Source organism: Finegoldia magna ATCC 53516, assembly GCF_000159695.1.
In the GTDB taxonomy this organism is placed as follows: domain Bacteria; phylum Bacillota; class Clostridia; order Tissierellales; family Peptoniphilaceae; genus Finegoldia; species Finegoldia magna_F.
Genome location: NZ_CM000955.1, coordinates 830077 through 845317, shown reverse-complemented (window position 1 = coordinate 845317; position 15241 = coordinate 830077). Strand labels below are relative to the sequence as shown.

General features: G+C 31.3%; 18 protein-coding genes and 1 pseudogene. 12 read left to right on the top strand and 7 right to left on the bottom strand.

Going from position 1 to position 15241, the window contains the following annotated elements:
* Positions 1 to 7: 7 nt before the first annotated feature.
* Positions 8 to 1540, top strand: coding sequence for a glutamine-hydrolyzing GMP synthase (guaA, locus tag HMPREF0391_RS03920; RefSeq protein ID WP_002835592.1), 1533 nt, complete (start codon positions 8 to 10; stop codon positions 1538 to 1540).
* A 295-nt stretch (positions 1541 to 1835) separates the two neighbouring features.
* A pseudogene (gene mobC, locus HMPREF0391_RS03915) lies at positions 1836 to 2021 on the top strand (plasmid mobilization relaxosome protein MobC); the annotation flags it as partial.
* A 164-nt stretch (positions 2022 to 2185) separates the two neighbouring features.
* Here mobC and HMPREF0391_RS03910 read toward each other — a convergent pair.
* Genes HMPREF0391_RS03910 through HMPREF0391_RS03890 form a run of 5 tightly spaced genes read right to left on the bottom strand, consistent with a single transcriptional unit; the run spans position 2186 to position 6436 of the window.
* Positions 2186 to 3568 (bottom strand): sensor histidine kinase, encoded by a 1383-nt coding sequence (locus HMPREF0391_RS03910; RefSeq protein WP_002835590.1) that lies wholly within the window; start codon positions 3566 to 3568, stop codon positions 2186 to 2188.
* Positions 3559 to 4218 (bottom strand): response regulator transcription factor, encoded by a 660-nt coding sequence (locus HMPREF0391_RS03905; RefSeq protein ID WP_002835589.1) that lies wholly within the window; start codon positions 4216 to 4218, stop codon positions 3559 to 3561. The genes HMPREF0391_RS03910 and HMPREF0391_RS03905 overlap by 10 nt, the downstream gene beginning before the upstream one ends.
* Positions 4219 to 4250: 32 nt before the next feature.
* Positions 4251 to 4991: a lantibiotic immunity ABC transporter MutG family permease subunit gene (locus HMPREF0391_RS03900; RefSeq protein WP_035109277.1), complete on the bottom strand. Its 741-nt coding sequence runs from the start codon at positions 4989 to 4991 to the stop codon at positions 4251 to 4253.
* Positions 4991 to 5731 (bottom strand): lantibiotic immunity ABC transporter MutE/EpiE family permease subunit, encoded by a 741-nt coding sequence (locus HMPREF0391_RS03895; RefSeq protein WP_002835587.1) that lies wholly within the window; start codon positions 5729 to 5731, stop codon positions 4991 to 4993. Before HMPREF0391_RS03895 ends, HMPREF0391_RS03900 begins: the two co-directional genes overlap by 1 nt.
* A 3-nt stretch (positions 5732 to 5734) precedes the next feature.
* Positions 5735 to 6436, bottom strand: a complete 702-nt coding sequence (locus HMPREF0391_RS03890; protein WP_002835586.1) for a lantibiotic protection ABC transporter ATP-binding protein — start codon at positions 6434 to 6436, stop codon at positions 5735 to 5737.
* A gap of 447 nt (positions 6437 to 6883) precedes the next feature.
* On the opposite strand from HMPREF0391_RS03890, the gene HMPREF0391_RS03885 reads away from it, so the two are divergent.
* On the top strand, positions 6884 to 7315 hold the full coding sequence (locus HMPREF0391_RS03885) for a hypothetical protein (RefSeq protein ID WP_002835585.1): 432 nt from the start codon (positions 6884 to 6886) through the stop codon (positions 7313 to 7315).
* 96 nt (positions 7316 to 7411) lie between these two features.
* Complete coding sequence (locus HMPREF0391_RS03880) at positions 7412 to 7930, top strand: helix-turn-helix domain-containing protein (protein ID WP_002835583.1); 519 nt, start codon at positions 7412 to 7414, stop codon at positions 7928 to 7930.
* A gap of 84 nt (positions 7931 to 8014) precedes the next feature.
* Here HMPREF0391_RS03880 and HMPREF0391_RS03875 read toward each other — a convergent pair whose 3' ends face one another.
* Together HMPREF0391_RS03875 and HMPREF0391_RS03870 are read right to left on the bottom strand one after the other, a co-directional pair.
* Positions 8015 to 8938 carry an IS3 family transposase gene (locus tag HMPREF0391_RS03875; protein ID WP_149972081.1) on the bottom strand — a complete coding sequence of 308 codons (924 nt, stop codon included), beginning with the start codon at positions 8936 to 8938 and terminating at the stop codon, positions 8015 to 8017.
* Positions 8872 to 9411 (bottom strand): helix-turn-helix domain-containing protein, encoded by a 540-nt coding sequence (locus tag HMPREF0391_RS03870; RefSeq protein ID WP_002835581.1) that lies wholly within the window; start codon positions 9409 to 9411, stop codon positions 8872 to 8874. Before HMPREF0391_RS03870 ends, HMPREF0391_RS03875 begins: the two co-directional genes overlap by 67 nt.
* Positions 9412 to 9547: 136 nt before the next feature.
* Here HMPREF0391_RS03870 and HMPREF0391_RS03865 point away from each other — a divergent pair, with 136 nt between their 5' ends.
* From HMPREF0391_RS03865 to HMPREF0391_RS09475, 8 genes are all read left to right on the top strand, one after another.
* Positions 9548 to 10732 carry an amidohydrolase gene (locus tag HMPREF0391_RS03865; protein ID WP_002835580.1) on the top strand — a complete coding sequence of 395 codons (1185 nt, stop codon included), beginning with the start codon at positions 9548 to 9550 and terminating at the stop codon, positions 10730 to 10732.
* Positions 10733 to 10747: 15 nt separating this feature from the next.
* Entirely contained in the window at positions 10748 to 11689 is a 942-nt protein-coding gene (locus HMPREF0391_RS03860) for a 2-keto-3-deoxygluconate permease (RefSeq protein ID WP_002835579.1), read from the top strand.
* 268 nt (positions 11690 to 11957) lie between these two features.
* Positions 11958 to 12422 (top strand): N-6 DNA methylase, encoded by a 465-nt coding sequence (locus HMPREF0391_RS03855; protein WP_002835578.1) that lies wholly within the window; start codon positions 11958 to 11960, stop codon positions 12420 to 12422.
* A gap of 228 nt (positions 12423 to 12650) precedes the next feature.
* Entirely contained in the window at positions 12651 to 13178 is a 528-nt protein-coding gene (locus HMPREF0391_RS03850) for a thioredoxin family protein (RefSeq protein ID WP_002835577.1), read from the top strand.
* Positions 13179 to 13221: 43 nt separating this feature from the next.
* Positions 13222 to 13680: a Csac_0668 family 2Fe-2S cluster-binding (seleno)protein gene (locus HMPREF0391_RS03845; RefSeq protein WP_035109274.1), complete on the top strand. Its 459-nt coding sequence runs from the start codon at positions 13222 to 13224 to the stop codon at positions 13678 to 13680.
* An 89-nt stretch (positions 13681 to 13769) separates the two neighbouring features.
* Complete coding sequence (locus HMPREF0391_RS03840; RefSeq protein WP_002835575.1) at positions 13770 to 14666, top strand: type I restriction endonuclease subunit R, EcoR124 family; 897 nt, start codon at positions 13770 to 13772, stop codon at positions 14664 to 14666.
* A gap of 35 nt (positions 14667 to 14701) precedes the next feature.
* Positions 14702 to 15067, top strand: coding sequence for a hypothetical protein (locus HMPREF0391_RS03835; protein WP_230454535.1), 366 nt, complete (start codon positions 14702 to 14704; stop codon positions 15065 to 15067).
* Positions 15068 to 15081: 14 nt separating this feature from the next.
* Complete coding sequence (locus tag HMPREF0391_RS09475; RefSeq protein WP_002835573.1) at positions 15082 to 15225, top strand: hypothetical protein; 144 nt, start codon at positions 15082 to 15084, stop codon at positions 15223 to 15225.
* Positions 15226 to 15241: the final 16 nt, after the last annotated feature.

Here is a 15241-nt window from a genome sequence, read left to right as displayed (position 1 = left end):
AGTAGAAATGAAACATCAATTAGTTATTGTAGTAGATTTTGGAGGACAATATAATCAACTAATCGCTCGTCGTGTCAGAGATTTGAACGTGTACTGCGAAGTTGTTCCTTACAAGAAAGCTTTGGATGTTATTAAAGAAAAACAACCAATCGGGATAATCTTCACAGGTGGACCAAACAGCGTTTACGAAGAAAATTCTCCACAAATCGACAAAGAAATTTTTGAATTAAATATTCCTGTTTTGGGAATGTGTTACGGAATGCAACTTATCTCCAAAGATTTTGGTGGAGTTGTTGAAAAAGCAAAAAATCGTGAATTTGGCAAAACAAACGCCAAAATCTCAAATCAAAGTACTATTTTAAAAGGAATGAGCGACGAAAGCATCGTGTGGATGAGCCACACTGATTTCGTATCACAAAAACCAGAAGGATTTGACATTATCCAAACGACTGATTCTTGCCCAGTTGCAGCAATTGCAAATGAGGACAAGAAGATTTTCGCAGTGCAATATCACCCAGAAGTTAACCACACAGTTGAAGGTAAGACATTAATCAAAAACTTCCTTTACGAAATCTGTAAAGCAGACGGAGATTGGACAATGGAAAACTTCTTGGAAGAACAAATCCAAAAAATCAGAAAAACTGTTGGCGACAAAAAAGTTTTGTTGGCACTATCAGGTGGTGTAGACAGCTCAGTTTGCGCATCACTTTTATCCAGAGCAATCGGCAAAAACTTGACATGTGTGTTCGTTGACCATGGTTTGATGAGAAAAAATGAAGGCGACGAAGTAGAAGCTGCATTCAAAAACGACGAATTGAACTTCGTAAGAGTAGATGCAAAAGACAGATTCTTAGATAAATTAAAAGGAATATCAGATCCAGAACAAAAAAGAAAAATCATCGGAGAAGAATTCATCAGAGTATTCGAAGATGAAGCTAAAAAAATCGGATCTGTTGATTTCTTAGCTCAAGGAACAATCTATCCAGATGTAATAGAATCTGGACAAGGCGATGCATCAGTTATCAAATCTCACCACAACGTTGGTGGACTTCCTGATGTAGTTGATTTCAAAGATTTGATCGAACCACTTCGCGATTTATTCAAAGACGAAGTAAGAAGATTGGGATTAGAACTAGAAATGCCTGAATATTTGGTATATCGTCAACCATTCCCAGGACCAGGACTCGGAATCAGAGTTATGGGTGAAATCACTGAAGAAAAATTAGAAGTGTTGCGTGAAGCAGACTTCATCTTCAGAGACGAAGTCGCAAAAGCTGGAATCGACAAAGACATCAACCAATACTTCGCAGTAATCACTAACAACAGAACAGTAGGAGTAATGGGAGATTTCAGAACTTACGACTACACATTGGCACTAAGAGCCGTAACAACAACAGACTTCATGACAGCCGATTGGGCAAGAATTCCATACGAAGTATTAGACAAAACTTCAGTGAGAATAATCAACGAAGTAGACCACATTAATAGAATAGTCTACGACATTACAAGCAAACCACCAGCAACAATTGAGTGGGAATAAATTTTGATAAAAATGGCGAACTAGACTTGTTTCGAAAGCACCTCACTGCGGCGTACTTATTGTACGCCTCATTACGGTACTTCCTGCACTTCGCCTATTTCATCCATTTTTCTTCAAAAATTGTTGTTTAGTTGTAGAGTTGGAATAAATACCAGAATGTTAAAAAATTAATCGAATAAGGTTCATATAAAAAATAAACTAAATAATAGTTCCAATTGGTTTACATTTGGACAAAAAATTAGACCGTAGTTTAAAACTGCGGTCTTTTTTCGTACATATTATGAGGATTAATTTATTTAGAGATCTACAATGGTTAATTTCAAATGCAACAAATAACATAAACCAGATTGCAAAAGCCACTAATACAACTGGTGTTATTTACAAGAAAGATATTGATTATATGAGAGAAAAAATAGAAAAATTGTCAAGAGAAATATGGCAGATCCATTCTCTACTGCTTAATAGATCAAAAGAAAGTTAAAGTAATTAGTATGGCAATTACAAAAATTCATCCAATAAAATTAACTCTAAATTTGGCAATAGATTATATAACCAAGAGTGAAAAACCGATTACGCTCTTTATATTTTTTTAAATATTTAGAGATAAATCTTATATAATTTCTGAATGCAAGAAAAAAGAATACCCTATATAAGAGTATTCTTGACAGGTAATAATATGCTGACTTTTGCACCTATTTTATCAGTCCTATTTTCTAATACAATACTTCCTCCATGCATCTTAATAATTTGTTCAGAAACAAATAAACCAATACCATAGTTTTCTTTTGAATGCCTACTTTTGTCTCCTTGGTAGAATTGATCAGTTGCATATAATAGGTCTTCACCTGTAAATCCATGCCCTTGGTCTACTATTGATATTTTAAGCTTATCAGCTTTGGAGCATATAATTAATTTAATAGTTGAGTTTTTAGGACTGTGTTCCTCAGCATTACTAAGAATATTAAGAAAGGCTCGTTCAAAATTTTTTAAATCTACTATTAAAACACCATTCTCATAGTTAATATCTTCTAAAAGATTTAACTTATAAGTTGATGTGAATTCTTTAGATAGTTTTTCAATGTTTTCTACAAATTCTTTTGCTCTAATTTCAATAAAATTTAATTCATTTACTTGGTTAGATTTATTAACAAGCATTAAGGTTTCAATATATTTACCAATACGGTTTGTGTTTTCTCCAATATAATTGAGATAGCTTTCCTGATCTTCTGTTAGATTTGTTTCTCCCAATAACTCTGAATTTCCCTTAATAATTGAAAGAGGAGTCTTTATATCATGGCTTAATGCTGAAATCTGATTTCTTTTTTTCTCTTCCTCTCTCCAGTTTGTCCTTAAAGATTCACTTAATCCTATTTTCATTTTTTCTAAACTATCTAATATGGCATTAAATTCCTGGATATTTGACTTTTTAACTTGGAAGTCTAAGTTTTGTTTACCGATTTCTTCTGAAGCTTCTAGCAAAGGATTTAATTCTTTTGATATTTTCTTTGCCCAAATTAATGTGGTGGTTACAATACTAATAAGGCAAAATATTATCAGTAAAATTAGCAATAAAATATTTATTTGTGGTAGATTTTTTTGCATCCAAGTACTTTTATAATAAGGTTTTAGGTTATAAGCAACTAGTACATATCCATCTGATCTTTGTATTTCCATAAAAGATAAATTGGCATTAGAATAATAACCAGATCCCTTATGATAGCTAAAGGCTATATCTTGGATATTCTTACTCATATTTGTTTCTACAACTTTTTCGTCTTTTGATAAAAATAGATAAGATGTATTATTTGGTAGCAATGATTTATCGAAATTTTTTGAAGTGGCAATATCTGTCCTTTTTTCAAGAATTAAATTCTCAGTATAATTTGCTGGAAATATCCACTCAAACTTATAAGAAGCAGATATAAAAGCTAGGATTAGTCCGACGGAGAGTACTAGCCCTAGTCCAATACTTAACAAATATTTAAAAAGTATATTTTTAAGAGATTGACCTTTTGTTTTTAATTCCATTTATATCCGATCCCCCATACTGTTTCAATTGGATTTTTACCATATTTTTGAAATTTTGACCTAATATTTTTTATATGTTCTGATATTGCAGATGCATCTCCTATACCATCAAATCCAAAGATAAGCTCATATATTTGCTCTCTTGAAAATACTTGTCCTTTTCTTTTTGCTAGTAATTCTGAAATTTGATACTCAGATTTTGTCAAATGAACTTTTTTATCTCCTACAAAGACTTCATTGGAAGATAAATCAAAACGAATCTCGCCGAGATTTAAGCTAGTGTGTCGTTCTCTTTTTTCTCGTCTTAAATGTGCCTCTATACGAGCTAGGAGTTCTGCTGCACCGAATGGTTTTGTGATGTAATCATCTCCTCCAATTAATAAGCCTTCAACTATATCTTCTTCCATAGTTTTTGCCGTTAAAAAAAGAATAGGGCAGTCTACTTTAGCTCGAATATCCTTACAGAAACTAATTCCGTCAATACCTGGCATCATAACATCAAGTAGTATCAAATCATATTTACTAAGCTTACTATTATCAACGTCTAAAGGATTTTGATATACATCGACTTGATGGTTGTTCTTTTTCAAAATGTTTTTTATTAGATCAAGCATATCTAGCTCGTCATCAACTGCAAGAATTAAAGACATTTTATTACCTCCTAATTTTAAATTAAAAACTTTTATTCACTGACAGATTTCCCATCCCACTTATTAAACCAAATAATTGAGGAAATAAATAGGATTAAGATAATAAACAAGGCTACAAAACTCCAAATTCTCAACTCTTTATAAAAATAGGAAGGATCCGAAACTTTGCTCATAGTAATATACATAGCTGGAAGTCTAGATGACCACGTACAAGGAATAAAATACCAAATACTATCACCAATGACAGTCATTGAAAGTAAAGCAATCATTGTTTCTAGAAAACCTAATCCTATAGATGCACCACTACTTAATTCAATTGATACCCAAAGATGAATCATGTATAGAGAAAGGCTGCTAATAAGAATTAAGAAAAATTCAATAAGCCAATCTAAGATATTTTGATATCCTGTTAATATTGCAAAAATTATAATAGCTAAAGATATCGAAACAACAAATCCCAATTCTAATACAAGGAGTTTTCCTAGATAAGCCTTAGTTCTAGATCTTGTAGTAGATAAGAGCACTTGAAATTTCCCAGCACCTATTTCCATATCAACAACTTTTGAACTTATAAAACTTAATATTATTGGGATTACCGCTCCTAAAAGTACAAAATAAGTTTGTACTATATCACTTTCTTCAAAATTTTTTAGTTCAGTGGTTTTTGATACCGCATAAAATAATAAAGAATAGGCTATAGGTAAAACTGTGTGAATCCAAGGAATCCATGTGCCTTTGATTTTATATATTTCGGATTTTATTATCTTTATCATTATTTTACCTCTTGATTTGAAAACCATTTTGCACTTATAATTGTCAGTAATATAAATAGACATATAGATAAAATACAAGGAATAAGTAACGATGTGTTTGATATCATTGGATTTGATGATTCTATTAAAACACCACTTGGTAGAATATGCATAACAGGAATCATTAATCTAATTCCCCAAGAATATGGACAATAAATCCAAAAAGAACTATCTGATATCAAAATTCCTAAGGCTAGACCTAATACTGCATTTATTGTAATACTTGCTATAAAGCCAAATTTTTTTGCTAAGAAAAAGCATAGAGGGACTTGCCAAATGTTGGTAATTATTAGTAAGAGACTTGCAAATATCAATGTGGAAAATCCATAGTTTGGTGTTAATTGCCCTCCAATTAAAAATTGAAAAATATACACTCCTAGCATATGAATTATAGCAGCAATACTCATATAAATAAATGCTGTAATTATTTTTGAAACCCATAACTTTTTGAGATTAATATTTAGAGGGAAAACTGCTCTGTAGTTTAATTTTCTACTTTCTTTTCTATCCATCATTGCTGGGATTAAGGCAAAAGTTGCAGGCATTATTATGACGTACCACCAGTTATAGGAATTAGTAGTGAAATAACTTGGCATAAGAAATAATGACAATAAGATTAAAGTTATTGGCATAATTACTAATAATTTCTTCAAGAAACTATGCTTATGTTTTAAATTTTCTGCAAGAATATAATTTATCATTTTTTACATCCCCATTCCATTTTTTATAACATTCATAAAAAGTTCTTCTAAGTTGTCATCATGATTAATAATGTTTTGATATTGCAATTTTCCATTATTAATAATCCCAATATGATCAGCAGTTTGTTCAACTTCTGCTAAAATATGGCTAGACAAAATAACGGTTATTCCTTTTTCTGGGAAAGATCTTATTAAATCACGCAATTCCTGAATTCCTAGAGGATCAAGTCCGTTTGTTGGCTCATCTAAAATCAAAAGCTTAGGATTATTTAATAAGGCAATGGCGATACCTAGTCTTTGTTTCATCCCTAAAGAAAATTGACCACTTTTCTTTTTGCCAGTATCTTTTAAACTAACTATTTCCAAAACTTCATCAATCCTAGAATCTGGTAATCCTAGTAGGAGTGTCCTTACCTTTAAATTTTCCCTAGCTGATAAGTTCTCATACAAGGCAGGCATCTCTATCAAGGCACCAATATCCGATAAATCCTCACGACTCCACTCATGACCTTCAAAAAAGATTTGACCAGATGTTTTATGAATCATTCCAGTAATCATCTTCAATGTAGTCGATTTACCAGCCCCATTAGGTCCTAGCAAGCCATAGATAGAATTCTCTTTTATTTTTAAAGAAATATCATCTACTGCTTTTTGTTTTCCAAATGTTTTAGTAAGATTTTTTGTTTCTAATATAAATTTGTCCATAAATGAACCTCCTCTTCATTTTATAAATTTAGTATAAAATACAAATTTAAGGATTCCATAAGGAAGATAAGATTTTCTAAAAATTTAATAGAATGTTTTTATCTTAAAAGTAAACAAAATATCCGGTACTGGGACTGGAACGGGACTAAAAATTTGAAAAAGTCCTATAATTAGGTGGATTTAGTGATATTAAAACAATAGGATCTAGTATTTTGAATGGTTTGGGGTATATCGGACGTTTGGAAAAGAAGAATTATTGATTAAAGGATAAGCCTAGGCTTGTCCTTTTTTACGTGGGAAAAGTGTCATACTAGGGATCAAATAAACTCATTAAAATAATCGCGGTGAATATATATGATATAATATTTAAAAGTAAATAATTATTTTTCATTGATATCAGAATACATATTTTAATAAATTGATTTAGAGAACATATTGGGGGAGACAATGAAACTACTTGTCATTTTAGCGTTTGCGATAAATTTTTTATATAATTTCAAATGCAAACAGAAAAACAAAATAAAAGTCAAAATTCAAAACAAATTCATACTAATCATAAGTGCGTTTGCACTTGTAGTTTTAATTATGTGCTACAAATTTGATAACTCATTACTAGGTTATATAACTGGGATATTTGCAATTCTATCAATTTATTCATCAGTTTTCTATCAGGGAATTTCTGAAAAAGGAATCAATATCACGATGAATTCAACTACGATATTAAAACTTGTGAAGTTTGATGAAATTGATAAGATAAATATTGAAAAGAACAATGATGAACTGAAAATAAAAATAAATGCCTATGGAAATACATTTACCCAAATTTACGATAACGATGACGAGGATGCAATTAGAGATATGCTAGTGTGTAACTATTAACGCTGTAAATGATGGGATTTTTCGATGTTAATTTTAGTTTCTTGTGGCAACAGTATGAATTAATGTATTATTGTGGCATAGAAAGAAGGGATAAAAATGTTGAATGAAAATATCAAATCACTTAGAAAATCAAATGGATTGTCACAAGAACAATTAGCAAATGAAATGCACGTTGTCAGACAAACAGTATCGAAATGGGAGAGAGGATTGTCCGTTCCCGATTCTGATTCTTTGATAAAGTTATCGGAAATATTACACACATCTGTCAGCGTATTATTAGGTGAAAATGTAGAAGAAACACAACAAACAGAATTAGATAAAATATCTGAAAAACTAGAAGAAATTAATCTACAATTTTTCGAAAACAAACAAAAGAAAATTAAAATTTACAGAAATATATTTATCGCACTCGATGCTTTAATTGTGGTAGTGTTCTTAGCTTTGTTTTTTATGAAAAGCAGCTATTTGCAATGGGACACGACAGACTCAAACACAATGGTGATGAAATTCATATTGCAAAGTTTCGAATGGGGATTTGTGAGAATTGCACCATTACTTTTTGTGATTTGCTCAATTTGCGCGTATATTTTTAATAAGAAATTAAAAACATGGTAGTGTTATATAATAAATTTTTTTGAACAAGGAGAGGTCAAGCAGGAATGACCTGAACCCGTAAACACGGAATAATTTAATAATATTTTAAGCGGAATGTAATCTGTACATGACAGGGGACATTCCGTTTAATTTTGTTTTAATTCTATCCTCATTGTACCATTTAATATATCTTTCGATCTCATTAACTAATTCATCATAACTTTTAAATTCCACACCATAATACATTTCTTGTTTCAATATTCCAAAGAAGTTCTCCATTGGAGAATTGTCTAGACAATTTCCTTTTCTTGACATGCTTTGTGTAATTTTCAATTTTTCTAACTTATTTGTCCAAGTACTATGTTGATAATGAAATCCTTGGTCTGAGTGTATTATTAGTTTACTTATATCTTTTGTTTTATTTATTGCTTTTTCTAACATTGTATTGGTTAATTTAGTTGTTGGATGATTGCTTAATGTATAGCTAATTATTTCGCTGTTGTATAGGTCTAGTATTGGTGATAGATAGAGTTTTTCTTCTTTGCCTCTCAATCTAAATTCTGTTACATCTGTTAACCATAATTGATTTGGTTTAGTAGCGCTAAATTGTCTTCTTACTACATTATCTGCTACTTTTCCTATTTGTCCTTTGTATGATGAATATTTTCTTGATCTAGTTTTGAATTTAGTACATAGCAAGGATTCTTCTCTCATTATTCTTAATACTCTTTTATGGTTGATATTAAAGCCTTTATTTTTTAATACCATAGTTACTCTTCTGTAGCCATATCTACCTTTTGATTCATCTACTATGGTTTTAATTTCATTTTTAACTTCTTTGTCTTTGTCTGTTGGATTTTCTAATTTTATCTTCCATTCATAGTAGGATGATTTAGGTAACTTAGCTATTTCTATCCATTCACTTACCTTGCTTTTTGGATATTCTTTTTGTAGTTTGAGGATTATCTTTGTCTTTTCCTTGCTTCTGCTTCCTCTTCCAGTAGCAAGGCTTGTAGCTTTTTTTCGTATATTATCTTCATTTTGAGAAGTCTATTTTCTTCTCTTAGTCTTATTAATTCTTCCCTTTCACTTTCGTTTATTGGAGTGTTTAGTTTAGACTTTTTATTTGATTTAGTCATATTTTTTCTAGGCCTTCCTCTGTTATCTTCAAGCCCAGATAGACCACGTTCTTGATAAGCTTTTTCCCATCTGTATACCATAGATACATTTACAAGATTGAAATGCTCTGCAGTCTCTCTAAGCGAAGTATTATTGATTTGCCTATATTGTATTACAGATAGCTTAAATTCACTAGTGTAATTATTGTTTTTTAACTTTTTAGATAAGTTATCAAAGCCTCCTGAATTATATTTATTTATCCAATTTCTCAAAGTTCCATCTGGAATATCATATTTTTTAGCTACCATTTCTCGACCACCCGAATTACCTGATAAGTATTCCTTCACTAGTTTAATTTTAAATTCTTTTGTGTATTTTGGCATACAAAAACCCCTCCATCCGTATTCCGGATTTTGGGGTTCAGCTCAGAATGCTTGGCTTTTTTCTTATTTCATTTTAAAAATGGATAACTTTTTATAAAAATAGGGTATAAATAGAACTAAGAAAGGGGAATTTTATATGAATTATGATAAATTATTTTCTTTGATTGATTCAAAGAAAGATGATATGTTTAATGACAGAAGATGCCTTCACGAACATCCTGAACTTTCTTATGAAGAAAAGGAAACTAGTGAATATATTTACAAGCACTATGAAAATAACAATGATGTAAAGGTTGAAAAAAATATCGGTGGATATGGAATAAAGGTTACGATTGACTCTGGTAAGCCAGGAAAGACTGTAGCTTTGAGGGCAGATTTTGATGCACTTCCAATTACAGAAGATACTGGACTTGACTATGCTTCTAAAAACAAGGGCGTAATGCATGCTTGTGGTCACGATGCACACACTGCATATATGATGACTTTGGCTGATTGTTTAGTGGAAATGAAGGATGATTTTTCTGGTAAAATTGTAATCATTCACCAACCAGCAGAAGAAATGCCACCAGGAGGATCAAGTTTTATGATTAAAGATGGCGTTTTGGATGGCGTTGATAATATATTTGGATGTCACGTCATGAGTCAATTGGATTTTGGAAAAGTTTATTACCACAAGGGTCCTACACAACAAGCTCGTGCGAAATTCGTTGCGACAGTAAAAGGAACCGGTGGACACGGCGCTGCACCTCACGAAGCAAATGATGCTATCGTTATTGCTAGTAATTTGGTTATGAGTTTGCAAACTATTGTTTCAAGAAGACTAAACCCAATGACTCCAGGCGTTGTAACTATTGGTTCATTTGATGGTAAAGGTCAATTTAATATAATTAAAGACTCAGTAACTCTTGAAGGAGACGTTAGATGCATGTCTGATGATGCAAGAGGTCTTATTGAACAAGAAGTTAGAAATATTTGCGAAGGATTGGCAAAGGCGTATAGTTGCGAAATCGAATTGGATTACAAAAATGATTATCCTGTTTTGATGAATGACGATGAAATGACACAACTTGTGGTTGATGCTATAAAAGAAGCAAACATTCCAGAAGTTATTGGAGTTGAAGATTGCGGTCCACAAGCACAATCAGAAGACTTTTCATATTATTCACAAAAAATTCCAGCAAGTTTCTTCTATATTGGTGCAAAACCAGATGGCAAAGCATATCCACATCACCATCCAAAATTCACAATCAACGAAGATTCTATGATTATCGCAGCAAAAGCTATGGGAGCTGTGGCTTTGAAGTATTTGAACGAAAAATAAAAGGGAGATTTTATTATGAAATTAATGAAAAAAATTCCTGGAGGAACGTTATTAGTGCCGATGATGATATCGGCATTAATCCATACATTTTTCCCAGACTTATTCAAAATCGGTGGAGTAACTGAATCGTTCTTTGGCCCATCGAGTTTGGGGTTCATTTTAGGAGCTACAATATTTATATCTGGCTGTACAGTCAAATTGAGTAGTATCAAAAGTGTGGTTAAAATCTACGGGCTATTAATTTTAGTAAGAACAGCAGTTACAGCTTTATTTGCAATTTTGTTTTTCAAATTTTTTGGTATGCAAGGAGTTTTAGGAATTAGTTTAATAGGATTTATTTGTACATTAACATCACTAAATCCTTCGTTGTTCTTGGCAATAATGGAAGACTGTGGAGACGAAGTTGACATGTCAGCGTTCGGATTCATATCGCTTTTTGCAACTCCAGCCATAGCAATGCTTATTTTCGGACTTTCTCAACCGACAAGTGTGGATTACATGTCAATAGTTTCATTGGTAATTCCATTGGTTTTAGGAGTGGCAATAGGAAATATAGACAAAGATTTGGGAAAATTTATCTCAACAGGAATGCCATTCATGATTTTTGCTCTAGGTTGGTCTGTTGGTAATAGCATCGATTTATTTGAAGCAGTCAAAGCAGGATTTTCAGGAGTAATAATGGCAGTAGTTTATTACATTTTGATATTCTTGCCAATGCTATTTGTCGAAAGAAAAGTTTTGAAAAGAGATGGAGTATCCGCGGGTGGATTGTCCACAATTGCAGGATTGTCCGCAAGTATTCCAATGATAATGGCAGCAAATGATCCCTCATTAACAGTCTATGCACCAAGAGCAGCAGCCATTGTAACATTCGGCGTAATAATTTCATCGTTTGTTTCACCATTCTTGTGCAATAAATTGTACACTGGAGAAAAACAAAAAGAAGAGAATAAATAAAACAAAAGCCAACGCATTTTTAAAAATGTGTTGGTTTTTTATTGCAAGAAAATAAAGATAAAACACAATATAGTCAATTAATTATATGATATAATTAAAATGAAATATTACATAAAATTTAAAAAAACATAATGAAAAATTAACATAAATCACAGATGAAGAATCAGAAACAGATTTCAGACTAGATACAGTAGAAGAAACAGGGTTTTTCATACTACCAAGCCAATTATTTCAAAATGTCGTAAAAACTGCACGCACCAATGAAAATTTGAACACAGATTTGGCAAATATTTTCAAATCAATAGAAGCAAGTGCGATAGGATATCCCTCAGAAGACGACATCAAAGGATTATTCGAAGACATTGATACAACAAGCAACAAACTAGGAGCAACAGTTGCAGAGAAAAACAAAAGACTATGCGACATATTAACAGGAATTGACAAAATCAATTTCGGCAAATTTGAAAACAACGACATCGATGCATTTGGTGACGCATACGAATATTTGATATCCAACTATGCAAGTAATGCAGGAAAATCAGGAGGAGAATTCTTCACTCCACAAACAGTGTCAAAGCTTTTGGCAAAGCTTGTAATGGACGGCAAAACAAGCATTAACAAAGTATACGATCCGACATGTGGGGAACGTGTCATAATAGTGATGGGTGCAGTTTGTGTTAATAAATCAACGGTTTCAGGAACTTTAACTAAATATATTTCGTGCATTGCTTAGAGTAATTAGGATCTAATTGCTGTGAGCAGTGCATGAGAGGTAAGGACATTAGCTCTTGAATAGTTGATAATTATCTAATACAATCATATTTAAGGTAATAGTTAGTTACGCATCAGTATAATTATGTTCATGTTGAATATATTAGTAGAAAAAAAGGGTATAATTTAATTAGATAAATAGTAAGTAAATTATATGGAGTAACTTACTTTTTTAGGAGGAAGTGACAATTTGAAATACAAGCAAATATTTAACTCTGGAGTTACTTTTCAACAATTTTACGATACTGCTCAGGATAGATATAAGAATTATGCTAATAATGCGATAAGAAATTATTTAAATTTAGAGAGATATTTAGAAAAGGTTAGTAGTATAACAAGCAAATTTAATATACTTGCGATTGGAGAAAACTGGTGTATTGATTCTATAATTAATATTCCTGTAGTTCATTGGTTAGAAAAAAATAATGAAAATATAAAACTTAAAGTAATAGATACAGATAGTTACAGTAAGTTTATGCCTAATGAAAAAGTTATTACACCAACATTTATTATTATGAATCAAGAATATCAGGAGATAGGGAAATGGGTTCAATATCCTAAAAGAATAATAGATGTGGTTGAATCTAAGGACCAAGTTCGAGTTATAGTAGAGAAAAGGAGATACCGACAGGGAGAATATATTATAGATACATTGAAAGAGGTATTAGATATCCTGATTAACTATAGAAATAATATTTATTTAGACAGGAGGAAATAAAGTGAGTCAAGAAAATAAGATAAATCAATCTTGCTGAGAGTCAATACAAAAAACCACTGGTACAGTGAAAGAAAAAGAAAATTGCCCCAAATGTTACGAAATAGGAGAAAAGGTTAAGAATATAACTGTAAAGCATATGGTATCAGAAAACCTTAGGGGAAAGGTTGTAGATGAAGAAACTTACTATTTATGTATGAATGAAGATTGTGATGTCGTGTATTATAACTTAAACAATGAAAGAGTTTTTTATAAGGAAGAAGTAAAAGTTCCTATATGGTTTAAAAAGAATGCAAATCCCAAATATATATGCTATTGCAACCAAGTTACAGAGCAACAAATTATAAATGCTGTTTTAGATGATGGTGCAAAGAATATTAAAGATATTATTAGACTTACAGGGGCAATGAAAAATGGAAAGTGCGAAATTAAGAATCCTTTGGGTAAATGCTGTGGTCCTCTTATTCAAGAAACCATCAATAAAGCATTAAATAGCAAAGAATAGTTTGTGACACATAATTTATAAAGTACGTCACAACAGTAATAAAATTAAAAATAATAAAAAACTATAGAATTAAAACTTTTGGAAATATTGTGTGTTTCAGAGATTTGGAAAAGGCTACTGAAGATGCTATAAAAACTTTTGGCGATGAAAACAGTGTAAATATTATTCTTGAAAAAAGCTACGAAGAATACATGGAAGGTTTTACAGATGAAGAGACAGGGAAAGTTACCAAAGGTTACAAGGATATTTGCAATGAAATTGTAGAAAAGTTTCCAGATCCAACAGAGATTTTCTTGGAAGCTGACAAGAAGGAATTCGTGCAGCTTTTTGGTGAATTATTGAAATCGGAAAATATTTTGAAAAACTTTGATGAGTTTGAAAATTTCGACAAAATTATTTCCGACAGATTAATGCAAGATATGAAGAGCGTGTATGTCGATATTAGAGAAAATATCGTGAATTCAAGACGTTCAGGAGATTCTGAAGAACAACAGGTTGATTTCTCTGATGTAGAATTTCAAATTGATTTGTTGAAGACTGATGAGATTAATTTGGATTATATTTTGGCTTTGATTTTGGAAAAATCCAAGGAACATGAGGATGTTGAAAACTTGAAGGCAGAAGTTCGTAGAGTTATAAGATCCAGTTTGGGAACGAGAGCTAAGGAAGATTTGGTGATGGATTTTATCAACAAGACAAGATTATCAGAATTGAAAGATAATGATGATATATTGGAAACTTTCTATTCATTCGCAAGAAAAGAAAAAGAAAAGAAGGTAGAAACTCTAATTGAAGAAGAAAAATTAAAAGAAGGAGCATATCATTTTATCAACAAATCAATTGCGAAAGGTTTTGTTGATTACGCCGGTACTGTATTGGATAAAATTTTGCCACCTACTTCTCGTAGACAAGGTGCAAGGGAAAAGAAAAAACAAATTGTTCTCGAAAAAATAGAAAAAATTGTAGAAGTTTTTGTAGGAATATAAATCTCGTAAAGGAGCTAACAAAAATGAGTGGTCAAATGAAAAAGAGTATAGATTCGAAGAAAATATTTTACGGAATTACAATATTTTCAGTGTTGTTATTTGTTGTTGGAATTATAATTACTGTGACAAATAATCCGTTGAATGGTGGTGTAGCCAATGTGTTGAACAATGAATTTTTTAATCACATTACGATGTTTGTTCCTTTTTCGATGTGGGCTTGGTTAATTATTTTTGCTATTTTCTTTGTAAAAAAGAATTGGGTGGTTGTAACTACTTGTATTATTTTGGCAATTCCGCATTTAATTTTAATTGCAGTGCTGGTTATCGATTCACACAGTCTGGTGGAAATTCTAAAATGGTATGTTATGATTTTAAGTTTCGGGAGTATTGTTCTTAAATAGAAAGGGCAATCCAGATGAAAAAAATATGTTTGAATTTTGGAATGAAAAAACCAGATGAGGTTAATAGAATTAAAGAATTATACGAAAAAGTAGCAGAAGAATTTTATTTCATGATAAAGGATAATTTTATTATAGAAATATCAGAATTGGATATTTGATTTTAAAAAAATTAAA

Bases quoted from the DNA above. Each gene is read 5' to 3' on its own strand.
- guaA (WP_002835592.1), top strand. From the start codon at position 8: ATGAAACATCAATTAGTTATTGTAGTAGATTTTGGAGGACAATATAAT.
- HMPREF0391_RS03910 (WP_002835590.1), bottom strand. From the start codon at position 3,568: ATGGAATTAAAAACAAAAGGTCAATCTCTTAAAAATATACTTTTTAAA.
- HMPREF0391_RS03905 (WP_002835589.1), bottom strand. From the start codon at position 4,218: ATGTCTTTAATTCTTGCAGTTGATGACGAGCTAGATATGCTTGATCTA.
- HMPREF0391_RS03900 (WP_035109277.1), bottom strand. From the start codon at position 4,991: ATGATAAAGATAATAAAATCCGAAATATATAAAATCAAAGGCACATGG.
- HMPREF0391_RS03895 (WP_002835587.1), bottom strand. From the start codon at position 5,731: ATGATAAATTATATTCTTGCAGAAAATTTAAAACATAAGCATAGTTTC.
- HMPREF0391_RS03890 (WP_002835586.1), bottom strand. From the start codon at position 6,436: ATGGACAAATTTATATTAGAAACAAAAAATCTTACTAAAACATTTGGA.
- HMPREF0391_RS03885 (WP_002835585.1), top strand. From the start codon at position 6,884: ATGAAACTACTTGTCATTTTAGCGTTTGCGATAAATTTTTTATATAAT.
- HMPREF0391_RS03880 (WP_002835583.1), top strand. From the start codon at position 7,412: ATGTTGAATGAAAATATCAAATCACTTAGAAAATCAAATGGATTGTCA.
- HMPREF0391_RS03870 (WP_002835581.1), bottom strand. From the start codon at position 9,411: ATGCCAAAATACACAAAAGAATTTAAAATTAAACTAGTGAAGGAATAC.
- HMPREF0391_RS03865 (WP_002835580.1), top strand. From the start codon at position 9,548: ATGAATTATGATAAATTATTTTCTTTGATTGATTCAAAGAAAGATGAT.
- HMPREF0391_RS03860 (WP_002835579.1), top strand. From the start codon at position 10,748: ATGAAATTAATGAAAAAAATTCCTGGAGGAACGTTATTAGTGCCGATG.
- HMPREF0391_RS03835 (WP_230454535.1), top strand. From the start codon at position 14,702: ATGAAAAAGAGTATAGATTCGAAGAAAATATTTTACGGAATTACAATA.
- HMPREF0391_RS09475 (WP_002835573.1), top strand. From the start codon at position 15,082: ATGAAAAAAATATGTTTGAATTTTGGAATGAAAAAACCAGATGAGGTT.